This is a genomic window from Pseudoduganella sp. HUAS MS19, assembly GCF_053615455.1.
Window position 1 is genome coordinate 3,578,273 of the sequence record NZ_CM132133.1, and the last position, 15,684, is coordinate 3,593,956.

Consider the following 15,684-nt stretch of genomic DNA (forward strand, 5'->3'; position numbering starts at 1 on the left):
GGCGCACCTACTGCACGTTGCGCGTCGCGGCGCTGATCAGCTCAAGGGGAATCTTGGGCGTACGGTCGGCATTCAGCAGGCCATTCGTTTCCTGGAACGTGTCGGCGAACTGGGTATAGCAAAAGCCGCTGAACATCATGGTTTCGTTGACGACCTTCAGCAAGGAACGGTAGTGCTCGAGGAAGGCTTCCGCCGTGTTCTGACGCGAATAGCCCCAGGTATGGTGGGCCGGCGCGTTGGGGTCAAAAGCGATACCGCCGAATTCGGTCAGCACGATGGGCTGGCCGCGGTGCGGGAAGCCGTCCAGGGTGAGGATGCGCCCGCCCGGGCGGCGCTGGTCGAACAGGGTGCGTACCGGGTCGGTGACTTCATAGCGCTGGCGCACGCGTTCCGGGTCGGGATCGTAATCGTGGATGCCGAGGATGTCGGTGGCCGACGCTTCCCAGCCGTCGTTGCCGATCACCGGCCTGGTCTGGTCGAGCATGCGGGTCAGGTGATATAGCGCCTCGACCGCGTTGCGGTGCGATTGCACGGCCGTCAGGTTGGGCACGCCCCAGGATTCGTTAAAGGGCACCCAGACGATCAGGCTGGGATGGCTGTAGTCGCGCTCGATCGCCTCGGTCCATTCATGCAGCAGGCGCGTCATGGCGCGCGCCGAAAAAGCGTAGGCCGAGGGCATTTCTTCCCAGACCAGCAAGCCGAGCCGGTCGGCCCAGTACAGGTAGCGCGGATCTTCGATCTTCTGGTGCTTGCGCACGCCGTTGAAGCCCATTGCCTTGGCCAGCTCGACATCGCGTCGCAGGTGCTCGTCGGAAGGGGCAGTCATCAGGCTTGGCAGCCAGTAGCCCTGGTCGAGCACCAGGCGCAGGTGGTAGGGCCGGCCATTCAGCATGAAGCGGTCGCGGTTGATCGATACCGAACGCATCGCCGTGTAGGAGCGGACGCGGTCCAGCACCTGGCCGTCGCGGTACAGGGTCAGTTCGGCGTCCAGCAAGGTGGGCCGCTCCGGGCTCCACAGGATCTCGTTGCGCGAGTCGTCGATACCAGGATCGGACAGCGCGATCTTGCGGTTGGCTTCCTGCCCCACCATCAGATAGCTGTCGGCGGCCAGCAGCTTTTCGCCGTGCCACACCTTCACCTCGACTGCCAGGCCGGGGGCGGCGTCGCCGCCGGCCAGCACTTCGCAGCCCAGTTCATAGCCATCGAAAATCGGCGTCCAGCGCAGCCGGCGGATATAGGTCGCGCCGACGTTTTCAAGCCAGACGGTTTGCCAGATCCCGGTGGTGCGCGGATACCAGATCGAATGCGGTTCGAGCTGCCAGTCCTGTTTGCCGCGCGGCTTGTTCAGGTCGGCCGGATCGTCTTCCACGAACACCACCAGGGTCTGCTCGCCTTCGACCAGCTCGTCTGTGATGTCGGCCGTAAACGAGGTGTGGCCGCCTTCGTGTTCGCTCACCATGTGGTTGTTGATCCACACCCGCGCCTGGTAGTCGACCGCGCCGAAATGCAGCAAGGTACGGGCGCCGCGCTGTGCCACCTTGAATCGGCAGCGGTACCAGCAAGCGTTATGAAAAGCCGTGTCGCCGATGCCGCTCAGTTCGGATTCCGGCGCAAACGGTACATTGATGCGGCGCGACCAGGGAATATCGTCCGACGGCAGGCAATACCTGTGTTCATCGTCGAACTCGAACTCCCACTCGCCGTTCAGCGACTGCCATTGATCGCGCGCCAGTTGCGGCCGCGGATACGCGAATTGCCCCATTGTCTGCCCCGCCCATTGTCTTCATTCGATGGGCCATCGTAGCAGCGCGATCGGCACGCTGCGCTTACGATACGGGCTGGAAAATATTGCGCGCTTGCGCAGAACGCCTTTAAATACTGGCGGTATGCGAAATGCCGCGCCAACCGGTTAGCATGCAAGGCGCACCTGGCAAGGCCGCGGCAGCTTAGCGCCGGGTGCCGCCCAGCACGCGTGCGGGCAGCATCACGATGGCGCGCAGCAGTTCGAACACGGCATCCACGCCGATGCCAAGCAGACGGAACGGCAACAACAGCAGCCAGACGATGGGATAGAGCAGCAGTGCCAGCAAAGCCAGCGGCCAGCACAGGAACAGCAACAGCAGCCATAAGATGAAGCCGAACATCCCATTACCTCCGATTGAAGTTGAGGCAACTGTATAGCGGACGTCCGGCCCGGACAATGGCCATGCGACCAGATGCGCTGGCACGCGACGAGCTGCAAGAAAACGGGAGCGAACCGCGGGCGGGATGGATCGACCATTGCAAACATGTTATCCTTTGCCCCGCCTGAATTTTCAAAGGAACGGCATGAGGTCAATTTTATTCGCCGCAGGTGTGCTGGTGCTCAGCGGCGCGTCGGCGCAACAATTCAAAAGCCCGGTAACGTCGCTTGGTCCGGTCGACGCGGCACTGCTCGTCACCAGCGAGGCTGAACTGTTCAAGTCCGCTGCGGCGCTCGCCGCACAGCGGCCGACGGTTCGGGCGGAAATTGCCGAGCTCGAGCTGGAGACGCTCGCTGGCAATGGGCTGGTAACTGGCCGCTCCATCATCCGGTTCACGAAGTTGCCGGGAGGATTGCAGCATTACCACCATGCGCTGCCCATGATTCCCGGCGCGTCCCCACTGTATGAGTCTGGCATTGATGTCTATGGCATGGGCGGCGTGATGTACTGGAACAGCCGCATTTCATATCAGCAAGGCATTATCGGCTTGGCCCCTTCAACGCTCAGAGTCAACAAGGGGCGTCTATTCGGGACGGACGCATTTACGCTTGAGGTGACCTCGCCGGAGGGCGACGCTGACGTGCTGCAGTGCGATGTTGACGAGCGTATCCCGGCGAGCGAGGTACACCAGTCGCTGAGCGGGTCAGCCACCATCTTCACTTGCTCGGCGACGATGGACGTCGTATACCGCCACTGGTACCTGGAAGAGTACGCGCTCTACCTGACGAAGGACGTCAGCGACGAAGATGGCTTTCTCTCACGCTTCAGGGTGGCGAACGTCAAGTTCCGGTGAGGGCCAGCGCGGCGTCGAACGTCGCCACTTGCGCCCGCATGTTCGCTTGCAGCGACTGGATCTGGCCGCCGGCACGATAGGCAAAACTCAGTTGCACCGTCTCGCCGGCACGCAAGTGCAGCGGCTCGGCCAGTGGCAGCGTCATGTAGTGGTTCAGCCAATCGATCGTGCTATTGCGCTCGGGCACCACGGCTAGGATGTTCTTGGTGATAAAGCGCAGCGCGTTCAGCTGGCCATCGCGCTCGGCAACGAACTGGCCTTCCCAGCGGTACAGCATCTCGTTGGGCTGGGTGAAATCGATCAGGGCGTAGACCTGGGGCTGGGCCAGTTCGAGCGTGCTGTTCTGGATCTGGCCCGGCTGCTGGAATTGCACGATGGGGGCGATGAAGCCGTCGAAATCGTATTCCTGCTGTATGGGCTGGACCGCCATCAGGACTGCTTCCGGCAAGAAGACCGGCAAGGGGCCGCCAAAACGTTCCAGGTAGCGCTGCTTGAAATGCTCGATGACTTCCACCTGCTTCTCGCGCAGCATGGCGACGTGGATCATCTCGCAGATCACCACATCCACCGGTTCCGGCGGCAGGTATTCGAAGGCATCGGCGTGCACCAGCTCCACGCGCCCGCCATTCTTGTTCATTGCCAGGAACTTGCGCGCTTCCTGCACCATGTCCGGGTTGAACTCGACGCAATACACCTTCTCGGCCTTTTGCGCCGCGAAGAAGGACAGGACACCGGTGCCGCCGCCCAGCTCCAGCACCTTCATGCCCGGCATGACCACATACTCGATGGCAGCCTTGAAGTTGTGCATGCGGTTGGCATCCATCAGCATATTGTGGTGGTAATGCACGGGAATGAACTGGCCGAGGTAGCAGCTTTCGATTTCGCGTTCGTTCAGCATGGCGATGGCGCGGGCGCGCGGTGGATTGTCGACACCACGATTGTCGCTCCAGGCGCGCCTGGCCATTTGCACGATATGAGAGGGAAATACCGCCCTATTTGCGGCTGAGGTGGCTGCGGATCCGCTCGGCAATCCACGGTTTCTGGGCGCGCATGGCAGATTCGGCGGCATTTTCGCGCCAGGCGCGGTCTTTCAGGGCGGCGTCGGCGCCCGCTTCCAGCAGCAGTTGAACGGCGTCTTCCTGGCCCTCGCGGGCGGCCAGCATCAGGGGCGTGGTGCCGGTCGGCGAGGCGGCATCGATATAGGCGTGGCGCTCGAGCAGCAGTTTCATGATGTCGAGGTCGCCCGCTGCGGCGGCGTAGTGCAAGGCGGTCCAGCCGGGACGGTTGATCTGCGCGCCTTTCTCCAGCAGGGCCAGCACGGCGGGCATGTTTTTTTGCAAAGCCGCCATCATCAGGGCCGTATTGCCGTTGGGGGCCGGCTGGTCGACTTTCACCCCTGGCTGGGCCAGCAGGAGCCGGGCGACCCGCATGGCGTCGTGGCGCAATGCGATGATCAGCCCGGTTTCCCCGCGTTCCGGCTCATGCAGGTTAGGGTCGAGGCCACGGGCGAGGACCGCTTGCACCGTGCGCTCGTCGTCAATCCGCACGGCGCGAAAATAAGCGACCCGATCGGCTTCGGGGTCCGCCTCCTCGGCCGGGTTCGCGCATGCCAGCCGGGCAAGCGGCGCCAGCGCGGCGCCGGCCAGGAAGGCAATTGCCGTGCGGCGCCCGGCCATCAGGCGGCCGCCTTGAACAGCTCGAAAAAGTTGGCCGAGGTCTGTTCGGCCACCTTTTCCACCGCGATGCCTTTCAACTTGGCGATGAACTCGGCCACGTGCGCCACGTAGCCCGGTTCATTCATCTTGCCGCGATACGGGACCGGCGCCAGGTAGGGCGAATCGGTCTCGATCAGCATGCGCTCGAGCGGCACTTCCAGCGCCACCGCCTGCAACTCCCTGGCACTCTTGAAGGTGACGATGCCGGAGAACGAAATGTAGAAGCCCAGCTCCATCGAGGCGCGCGCAACTTCCAGCGATTCGGTAAAACAGTGCATGACGCCAGCCACCCCGCCCTGGTCGGTGCCGGCGCCTTCTTCGCGCATGATGCGGATCGTGTCTGCCGAGGCGGAGCGGGTGTGGATGATCAAGGGCTTGCGCGAGGCGCGCGAGGCGCGGATATGGGTGCGGAAGCGCTCGCGCTGCCATTCCAGGTCGCCTTCCAGGCGGTAGTAGTCAAGGCCGGTCTCGCCGATGGCGACAATTTTCGGGTGCCTGGCCAGCTCGACCAGTTGTTCGACGGTTGGTTCCGGGGTGTCTTCATAGTCCGGGTGCACCCCGACCGAGGCAAAGATATGGGGGTACTGCTCGGCCAGCGCCAGCACGCGCGGGAAGTCGGGCAAGTCGACCGATACGCATAGCGCGTGGCTGACGTTGTTTTCCGCCATTTTGGCGAGGATTTCAGGCATCCGGGCAGCCAACTCCGGGAAGTCGATATGGCAGTGGGAATCAATAAACATCCCGGCATTTTATCGAAAATTGCGGAACTTATCCTGATCCCGGCTGTCGAATGTCAATACCAAGCGAATATAGCCGCGCCAAAGTAGCCCAAACAGCTCAGCGGAGGCAGCATGGACACCGAGGAACGCATGTCAAAAGCGGAAGCCGAAATTGCGGCGTTGAAAGAGGGGCAGAGATCATTACTCCAGGGACAATCCGAGCTACGCGCGAGCATGGAGCGCGGCTTTATTGAACAGCGAACAGCAATGGCCGAGCTACGTGGCCATATGGACGCCGGCTTTGCTGAACAACGAAAGGCCATGGAGGCGGGCTTCGCTGCGGAACGGGCCACGCGCGCTGAGCAACGAACCGCCATGGAGGCGGGTGTCGCCGAACAGCGAAAGGCCATGGAGGCGGGCTTCGCTGGGGAACGGGCCGCGCGCGCTGAGCAACGAACCGCCATGGAGGCGGGTTTCGCCGAGCAGCGAAAGGCCATGGAGGCGGGTTTCGCTGAACAGCGCGCCGCCATGGAACACGCCTCGAGCGAAGAACGGGTCGCTCGGGCGGAGTCGATCAAGGAACTGCGCCTGGAAATGCAGCGCGGCTTCCGCTGGACATTCAGCGCCCTGCTTTCGATCCTCGCGCTGGTGCTTGGCATCATCGCCCGGCTGGCGGGCGCTTTTTAGGCGACGCGCTTGCCGAGAATGATCAGGTCGCGTTCGATGCCGTCGAGGTTGGCGACCTGCGGCAGGTTCGCCCAGGTCTCGAAGCCAAACTTTTCGAACAGGGCCAGCGACGCTTTGTTGTGGCCGAAAATGAAGCCGAGCAGCGTATGCACCTTGACCTGCGGTGCGAAATCAATTGCCTGCTGCAGGGCATAGCGGCCAACGCCTTTGCCGCGCCATGCTTCGTCGATGTAGACCGAGACTTCCGCCGTGCCCGCATAGGCCGGGCGGCCGTAGAAGTTCGAATACGAGATCCAGCCGAGGATGCCGTCGCGGCCGGCCTGCTCGATGACCCACAGCGGCCGGCGTTCCGGCTGGTGCTCGTGGAACCAGGACAGGCGCGATGCCACCGACACCGGTTCGGTATCGGCCGTCACCTCACGGGAGGCGACGGTGCTGTTGTAGATCGCGACAATGGCGGGCAGGTCGTCGAGCGTGGCGAGACGGTGGCGGAAATCCGGGTGGCGCAACTTCGTCATGCGTTACAGCGTGTGGGTGGCACGGGACGAGCGCAGCGCAGCGCCCAGGATCTCTTCAATTCTCAGGCGCGTGCGGGTGCCGGTCTCGTCGTCCGGGAAGTGCACGCCGATACCCTGGGTCTTGTTGTTGGCCGCGCCGGGCGGCGTGATCCAGACCACCTTGCCCGCAATGGCGTACTTGTTCGGATCGTCCATCAGCGTCAGCAACAGGTAAATCTCGTCGCCGATCTTGTACGGCTTCTGGGTCGGCACGAACATGCCGCCATGTTTCAGGAAAGGCATGTAGGCCGCGTACAGGGCGGCCTTCTCCTTGATTGCGAGGGACAATACCGTGGGCCGGTTGACGGCCGCGGCGGCTGGATCGTTAGGGCTTGCGCTCATTTTTTCCTTTCTTCAGCTACAGCAAGCAGTGTAGTCAAGAAGCATATCTTCAATAAACAATTTCGGCGACAGCGGATGGTCGGACGTCGCGCGCCTTTCGTTGGCGCCCTTGATCGCTCCCATCAGGCGGCTGATGTTCACCTTGTCCGCCAGTCCGGCCAGCTCGCGCTGGTAGCGCGGATAATAACGGATGCTACCTGCAAGTTTGTACGAAAACAGATCGTAAAGCCAGCGTTGTTGCCACGAAACCAAGGCAGTCAGTGGCACTTTCTGCACTTTATCGGCAGTTTTCAGTGCCCCTTCCACGCTCGGACGGGCCAAGTACTGCAGGAACGCGTCCAATTCTTCGCGGTTGCCCGTTTCCGCGGCAGCCACTGCCGCCAGCGGTGAACCGCCCTGTTCGCGCAGCCAGCTGTCGGCATCCGGCACGCCCTGTGCCTTGAGCCAGGCCAGCGCTTCGGCGTGCGCCGGCATCGGCATGGCAAATTTGCGGCAGCGCGACAGGATGGTCGGCAGCACCCGGTCCAGCCCATTGGACGAGAGCAGGAAGACCGTGCCTGGCGGCGGCTCTTCCAGTGTTTTGAGCAAGGCGTTCGAGGCGGGCATATTCAGCGCTTCGGCCGGGTACAGGACCACCACGCGCAAGCCCTGGCGGTGGGTCGAAATGTTCATGAAATCAGCCAGGGCGCGGATCTGTTCGATCTTGATCTCTTTGGAAGGCGCTTTCTTGGCGGCCTTCTTGTCCTCGCCTTCGTCACCTTCGGCCAGCTCATCTTCGAAAATTTCCGGGCGCACGCGCCGGTAGTCCGGATGGCTGTGCTGCTGGAACCAGCCGCAGCTTGGGCATTGGCCGCAGGCATGGCCGTCCGGGCGCGCGTTCTCGCACAGCAGCGCCTGGGCGAACTGCTCGATGAAATCGGCCTTGCCGATGCCGTTGGCGCCGTGGAACAGGATGGCATGCGGCATGCGCTGGCGCAGCTGCTGCAGCTGCTGCCAGGCGCCCTGCTGCCACGGATAGACTTGGCCGCTCAAGCCAGCGCCCCCACGATTTGCGCCAGTTCGGCCTGGATAGCGGCGATGCTGCGGGTGGAATCGATGACGCGGAAGCGCTGTGGGGCTTCGGCGGCGCGGCGCAGGTATTCGGCGCGGGTGGCCAAGAAGAAGTCGGCTTGCTCGCGTTCGAAACGGTCCAGCTCCCGAGTGGCGTCCAGGCGGGCACGCGCCACTTCCAGCGGCACGTCAAACAGGATGGTCAGGTCCGGCTCCAGGTTCGGGTGCACCCAGTGCGCCAGGATTTCCAGCTTTTCCCGGCTCAGACCGCGCCCGCCGCCCTGGTAGGCGAAGCTGGCGTCGGTAAACCGGTCGGAAATGACCCAGGCGCCGCGCGCCAGGCCCGGCTCGATCACTTGCGCCACATGTTCGCGGCGGCTGGCGAAGACCAGCAAGGTTTCCGTTTCAACATGCATGGCTTCATGCAGCCACAGTTCGCGCAGCTTTTCGCCCAGCGGGGTACCGCCCGGCTCGCGCGAGCTGACCAGCTCCAGGCCGCGTGCCTTGACCAGTTCGCCGACAAACTGGATGTGGGTCGACTTGCCGGCACCGTCGATGCCTTCGAATGTGATGAATTTACCGCGTGTTGTCATTGTTTATTGTTTTTGATACTGGTTGACCGCCCGGTTGTGGTCGGCCAGGTTGTCGGAGAATTGGCTGGTGCCATTGCCGCGCGCCACAAAGTACAGCGCGCCGGATTTGGCCGGCGACAGTGCGGCCGTCAGCGCGCCGACGCCCGGCAGCGAAATCGGGGTCGGCGGCAAGCCGGCCCGCGTATACGTATTGTAGGGGGTGTCGGTTTCCAGGTCTTTCTTGCGGATATTGCCGTCGAACTTGGGGCCGATGCCGTAGATCACGGTCGGGTCGGTCTGCAACAGCATGCCCAGTTTAAGGCGGTTGACGAACACGGCCGCGATCATCGGGCGTTCGGACTTTTGCCCGGTTTCCTTTTCTACGATGGAGGCCATGGTCAGCGCCTCGTACGGCGTCTTGTAGGGCAGGCCGGGGTCGCGCTTTTCCCAGGCTTCGCCCAGGCGCTTTAGCAGCATGTTGTGCGACTGGCGGAAGATCGCCAGTTCGCTGGAGTTCTTGGCAAACAGATAAGTATCCGGGAAGAACAGGCCTTCCGGGTCCTTGAAGTCAGGATTGATGCGCGCCATCAATTCACGGTCGCTCAGCTCCGCGGTGTCGTGCTTGAGGCCGCTGTGCGCGGCGATTGCCTGGCGCATCTGGCGGAAGGTCCAGCCTTCGATGATGGTGAGCGACTCCTGGGCAAACTCGCCACGCACCAGCTGGCCGATCAGGCGCATGGGCGTCGTGCCAGGTTTGAGTTCATACGTGCCAGCCTTTAGCTGGCCACTCTTGCCCGTGACGCGCGCCAGCAGGTTGAACAGGAGCGGCTGGATCGGCACGCCGGCCGCCACCATCTGCTGGCCGGCAGCACTGGCGCCGCTGCCCTTGCTGATCGTAAATTCGATGGCCGGCTCCTGGCCAATGACCGGCTGGCCGGCCCACCAGGCAAACCCGCCCACGGCCCCGGCAGCGGCCAACAAACCCAGTGCGATCGACTTCTTGATAAACGCCATTTCCAAATGCCCGTCCGATAACTCAATCTTGAACCCGTTTCAGCCTGGACGACAGCGTTTTCCAAGCCCCCGGCGCAATTTGCGCAGGATCACTATAATGAAGCCCGTAATAATAATGCTTTCATGGCCAGAATACGGAAATTTATGAATAACTGGAATCAACTTTTAACACAGGAACACGATCCCCTGACCACGCGCCAGCTCGCGACCGGTTTTGTCGCCGCGCTGGGCGAGCAGGGCTTGATCGCCTTCACCGGCGAAGAATCGGCCAGTTTCCTGCACAAGCAGTTGACCAACGACGTCGAGCACCTGGGTCTGGACGAGGTACGCCTGGCCGGCTATTGCTCGCCCAAGGGCCGCCTGCTGGCCTCCTTCCTGATGTGGAAGAGCGAAGCGTCGATCTTCCTGCAGCTGCCGCGCGCAATCCAGCCGGCCGTGCAAAAACGTTTGCAAATGTTCATCCTGCGCAGCAAGACCAAGCCGGCCGACGTGACCGACCAGTACGTGACCCTGGCCTTGGGCGGCGGCGATGCCGAGGCGGTGCTGCAGACCTGGTTCGACGTGCTGCCGGCCAAGCCGTTCAGCAAGATCGATCATCCGCTGGGCACCGTGCTGCGTGTGGCCGATGCCTTTGGCGCGCCGCGCTACCTGTGGCTCGCTTGCGCCGACGCCGCATCGATGGCCGCCTCCATGCTGAAAGACCGGCTGCTGGTGGGCGGCGACGAGGCTTGGCGCCTGTCCGAAATCCATGCCGGCGTGGCGCAGGTCGGCCCGGCCACCCAGGAACTGTTCGTGCCGCAGATGGTCAATTTCGAACTGCTGGGCGGGGTCAATTTCAAGAAAGGCTGCTATCCGGGCCAGGAAATCGTGGCGCGCAGCCAGTACCTGGGCAAACTCAAGCGCCGCACCGCGCTGGCGACGATTGCCGACGCCGCGGTGGCGCCGGGCGCTGAAGTGTACGCGCCGGCCGATCCGGAGCAGCCCTGCGGCATGGTGGTCAACACGGCGCGCAACGGCGAGGGCGGCGTCGATGCCCTGGTGGAAATGAAGCTGGAAGCGCTGCAAGCGGGCGATGTGCGCTTCGGCTCGGCCAGCGGGCCGGCATTGCAGTTCAAGCCCCTGCCCTACGCGCTGGACAAGCTCGACGTCTGACCATGGACTTCTACGTGTACTACAAGGTGCAGGCCGCGCACGCGGCGGGCCTGCAGCAGGCGGTTATTGCCATGCAATCGTCGCTGGCGGCGGCGCACGGGGTGGCGGCGCAGCTCAAGCGGCGCCCGCCTGCGGCCGAAGGCGAGCAGACCTGGATGGAGGTGTATCCCGCCGTCGCCGCAGATGCGTTCGGCGCCGCGCTTGATGCGGCGGTGGCGCAAGCGGGGCTGGCACGCTGGATCTGCGGGCCGCGCCACGTGGAAGTATTCGAGGACTTGCCGCCATGTGCCTGATCGTTTTTGCCTGGCAGGTGGTGCCCGGCGTGCCGTTGATTGCCGCCGCCAACCGCGACGAATTCTACGACCGCGACACCACGCCGGCCGCCCCCTGGCCGGATGCGCCGAATATTTATGCCGGCCGCGACCTCAAGGCCGGCGGCAGCTGGATGGGCATCACGCGTCCCGCCGCGGCTGAGAGCGCCGGTGCGGCGGCCGCGCCGCAGCCGATGCCGCGTGCCGATTGTGGCGGCGCAGATGCGCCCGCTGCGGTCACCCCGGGCGCGCCGGCGGCGGGCCCTGCCGCCGGCGCGCCTTCGCGTTTCGCGGCCATCACCAATGTGCGCAATCCGCAGCAGCACAACCCGCTGGCGCCTTCGCGCGGGCGCCTGGTGGCCGACTTTTTGGCCGGCGCCATGCCAGCGCAGGACTATGTTGCGCAGATCGCGCCGGGCGCCGCCGCATACAACGGCTTCAACCTGGTCCTGTGCGACGGCAGGGAGCTGGTCTGGTACTCGAACAAGGGAAATGACGACCCGCGCAACGGCAAGCCGCTGGAGCCGGGCATTTACGGCCTGTCGAACGCCCTGCTCGACTCGGCGTGGCCGAAAGTGCTGAAGACCAAGGCGCAATTTGCCAGCCTGCTGTGCCTGGGCGCGCCGGAAGAGGCCTATTTCGAGATGTTGTCCGACACGACCCGCGCGCCGGATATGCGCTTGCCGGAAACCGGCGTGCCGCTGGAGCTGGAGCGGCTGCTGTCAGCCGTGAAGATCGAATCGCCGAACTACGGCACGCGCAGTTCCACCGTCGTCAAGCTGTATGCGGACACGCCGGCGGAACTGCACGAAGTCCAGATCCGTTAAGGCAGCTGCTCGCGTACGCAGGAGGGCTTTTCCTTGCCCTGGCGCGAGCAGGAGATCAGGGTACGGGTGCCAGTATCGATGGCATAGAAATGGGTGGGGCCGTTGCTCGTGGCCGGGGCCGCGGCGGCTGCCGGCCATTGCACGCCATTTCCGCCAACCTGGGCCTGGGCAACCTGGATCGGGCTGATGGAACCGGCGAGGAAGCCCGCGCCAAACACTGCGCAAACACCAAGCGCGATGATCGAACGTTTCATTGTCAACTCCTAGAATTCGTAGTGCATTTCGATGTGGGGAATGCCCGCTTCGTGGAAAACATCACCTGCCATGGCGAAGCCATGGGCCAGGTAAAACTCCGCCGCGTGGGTCTGGGCGCTGAGGACAACCTTCGCGTCGCCGCGTTCGCGGGCCTTTTCCATCAAGCCTTTCAGGATGGCGCCGCCGACGCCCGAGCCGCGCGCGCTGGGCAGCACCGCCATGCGGCCGATATGGCCGTCGGGCAGCAGGCGGCCCGTGCCAAGCGGCCGGCCGGCGGCATCGTAGGCCACCGCGTGCAGGCAGACGGCATCCCTGTCGTCCATTTCCAGGTCGGTAGGTACGTTCTGCTCCCGCACGAACACTTCCATGCGGATCGGTCTCGCGTCGGCCTGCATGGCGGCCCAATCGCCAAAGCGCAGTGTTGTCGTCATGCCGCGCATTCTCTCACAACATTGCGCGCAGGGCTTCACGAACTTGCGGCGTGGCTGCGTATGGATCGGCCGGGTTGGCCTGGGCCACCATGTCGCGCGCCCGCTGCGCCACGCCCTCCAGCGCTTGCGGGTGGGTGAAGATATAGAATTGCCCGCCGGCGATCGCCGCAAACGTCAGTTCCGCCACGTCGCGCGCCGATACCTTGCCCGAAGTGACCGCCTTGCTCACCATCGCCTGGGCCGCCATCTGGCTGGCCGTCGGCTTGCCTTCCATTGGCGTGTCGCCGGGACGGTTGCGGTGCGACTGGTGGATGCCGGTGGGGACGAAGAACGGGCACAGCACCGAGGCGCCGATGGGCGCCTGCACCAGCGACAGGTCGTGGTACAGGCTTTCCGTCAGCGCCACCACCGCGTGCTTGGAAACGTTGTAGACGCCCATCACCGGCGGGCAAAGTACGCCGGCCATGGAGGAAGTGTTGACGATATGGCCCTCGTAGTCCGGCTCGCGCCGGGCACATTCGAGCATCAGCGGCGTGAAGATGCGCACACCGTGGATCACGCCCGACACGTTCACCCCCATCACCCAGTCCCAATCGGCCTCTGTCGCTTCCCACAGCAGGCCGCCGAAACCGACACCAGCGTTGTTGAAGACAAGGTGCACTGCACCGAACTCGCGCATCGCGGCATCGGCCAGCGCCTGCACTTCGGACGACTTGCGCACGTCGCATTTCACCGCCAGCAGCTGGGCGCCCTGCCCGCGCAGCTGCGCCGCGGTGGCCTCCAGCGCATCGTGCTGCACGTCGGCCAGCACCAGCTTCATGCCAAGCGAGTGGGCCTTGAGCGCAAACTCGCGGCCAAAGCCGCTCGCGCCACCGGTGATTACTGCAACCTTGCCTTGGAAGTTTTTCATGGGGTCAGTTTCACAAGTTGTTTGCCGAAGTTGTGGCCTTGCAGCAGGCCGATAAGGGCATGCGGCGCCGAGGCCAGGCCCTGGGAAATGGTTTCGCGGTACTTCAGTTTGCCGGCAGCGACCAGCCTGCCCATTTCGGACAAGCCCTGCGGCCACATATCCATATGCTCGGTGACGATGAAGCCGCGCAGGCTGACGCGGCTCAAAAGCAGCTTCTTGGCGTTGCGGATCGGGATCTCGGCGCCGCTGTAGCCGGCCAGCAGGCCGCACAGGGCGACGCGGGCAAAGGCATTGCTGCGGCCAAGCGCCGTGTCGAACACTTCGCCACCCACGTTCTCGAAGATGGCATCGATGCCGTCCGGCGTGGCGGCGGCCAGGTCGGCCTTCAGGTTACCGGCCTTGTAGTCGACGCAGGCGTCAAAGCCCAGTTCGTTGACCACGTAATCGCACTTGGCCTTGCCGCCGGCAATGCCGACCGCGCGACAGCCGGCCAGCTTGGCCAACTGGCCGACGGCGCTGCCGACCGCACCGCTGGCGGCCGACACCACCACCGTTTCGCCCAGCGTGGGACGCAGGATCTCGTGCATGCCGTACCAGGCGGTCATGCCGGGCATGCCGACCACGCCCAGGTGGGCCGAGGCAGGGATCACGCTGGTGTCGACCTTGCGCAGGTCGCTGCCGTCGGACACGCCCATCTCGGCCCAGCCGAACATGCCGGCCACGAACTCGCCGACCGCGAAACCGGCGTTGCGCGATTCGACCACTTCGCCGACGGTGCCGCCGATCATGGTCTGCTCCAGCGGCTGCGGCGCGGCGTAGCTTTTCGCTTCGCTCATGCGGCCGCGCATATACGGGTCCAGCGACAGGTAATGGTTGCGCACCAGGAGCTGGCCTTGGGCCAGCGCCGGCACTTGCACTTCCTCAAGCCGGAAGTTTTCCGGCACGACGGCACCGCGCGGGCGCGCGGCCAACACGATGCGATGATACTTGGTCATTCAAACTCCTTAAACTGCCGAAACCCCGCCGTCGACTGCCAGGACCTGGCCGGTGATGTGGCGCCCGGCGTCGGAAGCGAACAGCGCAACCGCGCCCTTCAGGTCCTCGTCGCCGCCCAGGCGCTGCAGCGGCGCCGCCGCCGCCAGCTTGTCTTCGCCCATGGCCTTGATCACCCCTGCGCTCAGCTTCGACGGGAAGAAGCCCGGCGCCAGCGCGTTGACGTTGATGCCGTATTCGCCCCATTCGCCCGCCAGGGCGCGGGTGAAGTTGATCAGGGCCGCCTTGGACGTATTGTAAGCGACGGTCTTCATGGTGCCGGGGCCGTTGCCTGCCAGGCCGGCAATCGATGCGATATTGATGATGCGGCCAGAGCGGCGCGGGATCATGGAGCGTTTTCCGACCGCTTGCGAGAGCAGGAAGATACTGCGCACATTCAGGTTCATCACCTTGTCCCACGCTTCCAGCGGATAGTCTTCCGCCGGGGCGCCCCAGGTGGCGCCCGCATTATTGACTAGGATGTCGATGTGGCCGCCCAGCACGTCCAGCGCCGCGTCCACCAGCGGCGCGACCGATGCTTCCTGGCCCAGGTCGGCGGCGATGGCGCATGCCTCGATGCCGCTCTGCTTCAGCAAGGCGACCGCTTGGTCCAGGTCGGCCTGCTTGCGCGAGGTGAGCGCGACCCGGGCCCCCAGCTCGCCCAGGGCCTGGGCCATTTGCAGGCCCAGGCCGCGCGAGCCGCCCGTTACCAAAGCGGTTTTGCCGGTGAGGTCGAAGAGTTGCTGGGTGGTTCGCATGTTCGGGTCCTTATAGGGTGTAATCCATGCACTGGCGCGCCTCGCGCACAGCACTGAAGAATGGTTTGAGTGCCTGGTGCTGCGGGTGCGACTGGTAAGCGTCGAGTGCTTGCTTGCTTTCGAATTCCGAGTACAGCACCACGTCGTAGGTCGCTTCCAGGCCGGGTTCGGCGATGCCCACTTCCAGTTTCAGGATGCCGGGCACAATGCCGGCGCAGGCCAGCAACTGCTCCTTCATCCGGGCCGCATTGGCGGCGCGCCCGGCGCCTTCGGCGTACTCTTTCAGCTTCCACATGACGATGTGCTTGATCATTCG

The 15,684-nt window shown here is 64.0% G+C and carries 21 protein-coding genes; 5 read left to right on the forward strand and 16 right to left on the reverse strand.

What is annotated here, in order from left to right; translation table 11 throughout:
• Window positions 1-7 precede the first annotated feature (7 nt).
• Both ACWBU6_RS16215 and ACWBU6_RS16220 read right to left on the reverse strand, forming a co-directional pair.
• On the reverse strand, window positions 8-1,762 hold the full coding sequence (locus ACWBU6_RS16215; RefSeq protein ID WP_452644446.1) for a glycoside hydrolase family 2 protein: 1,755 nt from the start codon (window positions 1,760-1,762) through the stop codon (window positions 8-10).
• A gap of 184 nt (window positions 1,763-1,946) precedes the next feature.
• Window positions 1,947-2,144, reverse strand: coding sequence for a hypothetical protein (locus ACWBU6_RS16220; RefSeq protein ID WP_452644447.1), 198 nt, complete (start codon window positions 2,142-2,144; stop codon window positions 1,947-1,949).
• A gap of 184 nt (window positions 2,145-2,328) precedes the next feature.
• Between ACWBU6_RS16220 and ACWBU6_RS16225 the strand changes: the two genes are divergently transcribed.
• A complete protein-coding gene (locus ACWBU6_RS16225; RefSeq protein ID WP_452644448.1) occupies window positions 2,329-3,036 on the forward strand; it encodes a hypothetical protein in 708 nt (235 codons plus the stop codon).
• On the opposite strand, the gene ACWBU6_RS16230 is transcribed toward ACWBU6_RS16225, so the two are convergent.
• The 3 genes from ACWBU6_RS16230 to ACWBU6_RS16240 all read right to left on the reverse strand — a co-directional run bounded on the left by ACWBU6_RS16230 (window position 3,023) and on the right by ACWBU6_RS16240 (window position 5,491).
• Entirely contained in the window at window positions 3,023-3,934 is a 912-nt protein-coding gene (locus ACWBU6_RS16230; protein WP_452649574.1) for a methyltransferase domain-containing protein, read from the reverse strand. The two genes, ACWBU6_RS16225 and ACWBU6_RS16230, sit on opposite strands and share 14 nt — an antisense overlap.
• A 94-nt stretch (window positions 3,935-4,028) precedes the next feature.
• Complete coding sequence (locus tag ACWBU6_RS16235) at window positions 4,029-4,712, reverse strand: ankyrin repeat domain-containing protein (RefSeq protein WP_452644449.1); 684 nt, start codon at window positions 4,710-4,712, stop codon at window positions 4,029-4,031.
• The gene (locus ACWBU6_RS16240) at window positions 4,712-5,491 is read right to left on the reverse strand and encodes a TatD family hydrolase (protein WP_452644450.1); all 780 of its coding nucleotides are present in this window, start codon (window positions 5,489-5,491) and stop codon (window positions 4,712-4,714) included. The genes ACWBU6_RS16235 and ACWBU6_RS16240 overlap by 1 nt, the downstream gene beginning before the upstream one ends.
• A gap of 111 nt (window positions 5,492-5,602) precedes the next feature.
• On the opposite strand from ACWBU6_RS16240, the gene ACWBU6_RS16245 reads away from it, so the two are divergent.
• Window positions 5,603-6,157 carry a hypothetical protein gene (locus ACWBU6_RS16245; RefSeq protein WP_452644451.1) on the forward strand — a complete coding sequence of 185 codons (555 nt, stop codon included), beginning with the start codon at window positions 5,603-5,605 and terminating at the stop codon, window positions 6,155-6,157.
• On the opposite strand, the gene ACWBU6_RS16250 is transcribed toward ACWBU6_RS16245, so the two are convergent.
• Genes ACWBU6_RS16250 through mltG form a run of 5 tightly spaced genes read right to left on the reverse strand, consistent with a single transcriptional unit; the run spans window position 6,154 to window position 9,692 of the window.
• The gene (locus ACWBU6_RS16250; protein ID WP_452644452.1) at window positions 6,154-6,675 is read right to left on the reverse strand and encodes an N-acetyltransferase family protein; all 522 of its coding nucleotides are present in this window, start codon (window positions 6,673-6,675) and stop codon (window positions 6,154-6,156) included. The two genes, ACWBU6_RS16245 and ACWBU6_RS16250, sit on opposite strands and share 4 nt — an antisense overlap.
• 3 nt (window positions 6,676-6,678) lie before the next feature.
• On the reverse strand, window positions 6,679-7,056 hold the full coding sequence (locus ACWBU6_RS16255; protein WP_452644453.1) for a PilZ domain-containing protein: 378 nt from the start codon (window positions 7,054-7,056) through the stop codon (window positions 6,679-6,681).
• Window positions 7,057-7,068: 12 nt separating this feature from the next.
• Window positions 7,069-8,088, reverse strand: a complete 1,020-nt coding sequence (locus ACWBU6_RS16260) for a DNA polymerase III subunit delta' (protein ID WP_452644454.1) — start codon at window positions 8,086-8,088, stop codon at window positions 7,069-7,071.
• Window positions 8,085-8,699 (reverse strand): dTMP kinase, encoded by a 615-nt coding sequence (gene tmk, locus ACWBU6_RS16265; RefSeq protein ID WP_452644455.1) that lies wholly within the window; start codon window positions 8,697-8,699, stop codon window positions 8,085-8,087. The genes ACWBU6_RS16260 and tmk overlap by 4 nt, the downstream gene beginning before the upstream one ends.
• 3 nt (window positions 8,700-8,702) lie before the next feature.
• Window positions 8,703-9,692, reverse strand: a complete 990-nt coding sequence (mltG, locus tag ACWBU6_RS16270) for an endolytic transglycosylase MltG (protein WP_452644456.1) — start codon at window positions 9,690-9,692, stop codon at window positions 8,703-8,705.
• A 144-nt stretch (window positions 9,693-9,836) separates the two neighbouring features.
• Here mltG and ygfZ point away from each other — a divergent pair, with 144 nt between their 5' ends.
• From ygfZ to ACWBU6_RS16285, 3 genes are read left to right on the forward strand one after another with little or no spacing between them, the layout of a single operon-like run.
• The gene (ygfZ, locus tag ACWBU6_RS16275; RefSeq protein ID WP_452644457.1) at window positions 9,837-10,844 is read left to right on the forward strand and encodes a CAF17-like 4Fe-4S cluster assembly/insertion protein YgfZ; all 1,008 of its coding nucleotides are present in this window, start codon (window positions 9,837-9,839) and stop codon (window positions 10,842-10,844) included.
• 2 nt (window positions 10,845-10,846) lie between these two features.
• Window positions 10,847-11,137: a DUF4936 family protein gene (locus ACWBU6_RS16280; RefSeq protein ID WP_452644458.1), complete on the forward strand. Its 291-nt coding sequence runs from the start codon at window positions 10,847-10,849 to the stop codon at window positions 11,135-11,137.
• Complete coding sequence (locus tag ACWBU6_RS16285; protein ID WP_452644459.1) at window positions 11,128-11,982, forward strand: NRDE family protein; 855 nt, start codon at window positions 11,128-11,130, stop codon at window positions 11,980-11,982. Before ACWBU6_RS16280 ends, ACWBU6_RS16285 begins: the two co-directional genes overlap by 10 nt.
• Here ACWBU6_RS16285 and ACWBU6_RS16290 read toward each other — a convergent pair.
• The 6 genes from ACWBU6_RS16290 to ACWBU6_RS16315 are packed head-to-tail and all read right to left on the reverse strand — an operon-like array spanning window position 11,979 to window position 15,681.
• Window positions 11,979-12,236: a hypothetical protein gene (locus ACWBU6_RS16290; protein ID WP_452644460.1), complete on the reverse strand. Its 258-nt coding sequence runs from the start codon at window positions 12,234-12,236 to the stop codon at window positions 11,979-11,981. The genes ACWBU6_RS16285 and ACWBU6_RS16290 overlap by 4 nt on opposite strands.
• 9 nt (window positions 12,237-12,245) lie before the next feature.
• Window positions 12,246-12,668 (reverse strand): GNAT family N-acetyltransferase, encoded by a 423-nt coding sequence (locus tag ACWBU6_RS16295; RefSeq protein WP_452644461.1) that lies wholly within the window; start codon window positions 12,666-12,668, stop codon window positions 12,246-12,248.
• 13 nt (window positions 12,669-12,681) lie between these two features.
• A complete protein-coding gene (locus tag ACWBU6_RS16300; protein WP_452644462.1) occupies window positions 12,682-13,578 on the reverse strand; it encodes an SDR family oxidoreductase in 897 nt (298 codons plus the stop codon).
• Window positions 13,575-14,573 carry an NADP-dependent oxidoreductase gene (locus ACWBU6_RS16305; protein WP_452644463.1) on the reverse strand — a complete coding sequence of 333 codons (999 nt, stop codon included), beginning with the start codon at window positions 14,571-14,573 and terminating at the stop codon, window positions 13,575-13,577. Before ACWBU6_RS16305 ends, ACWBU6_RS16300 begins: the two co-directional genes overlap by 4 nt.
• A 9-nt stretch (window positions 14,574-14,582) precedes the next feature.
• Complete coding sequence (locus tag ACWBU6_RS16310) at window positions 14,583-15,368, reverse strand: SDR family oxidoreductase (RefSeq protein ID WP_452644464.1); 786 nt, start codon at window positions 15,366-15,368, stop codon at window positions 14,583-14,585.
• Between the two features lie 10 nt (window positions 15,369-15,378).
• A complete protein-coding gene (locus tag ACWBU6_RS16315; RefSeq protein WP_452644465.1) occupies window positions 15,379-15,681 on the reverse strand; it encodes a Dabb family protein in 303 nt (100 codons plus the stop codon).
• Window positions 15,682-15,684: the final 3 nt, after the last annotated feature.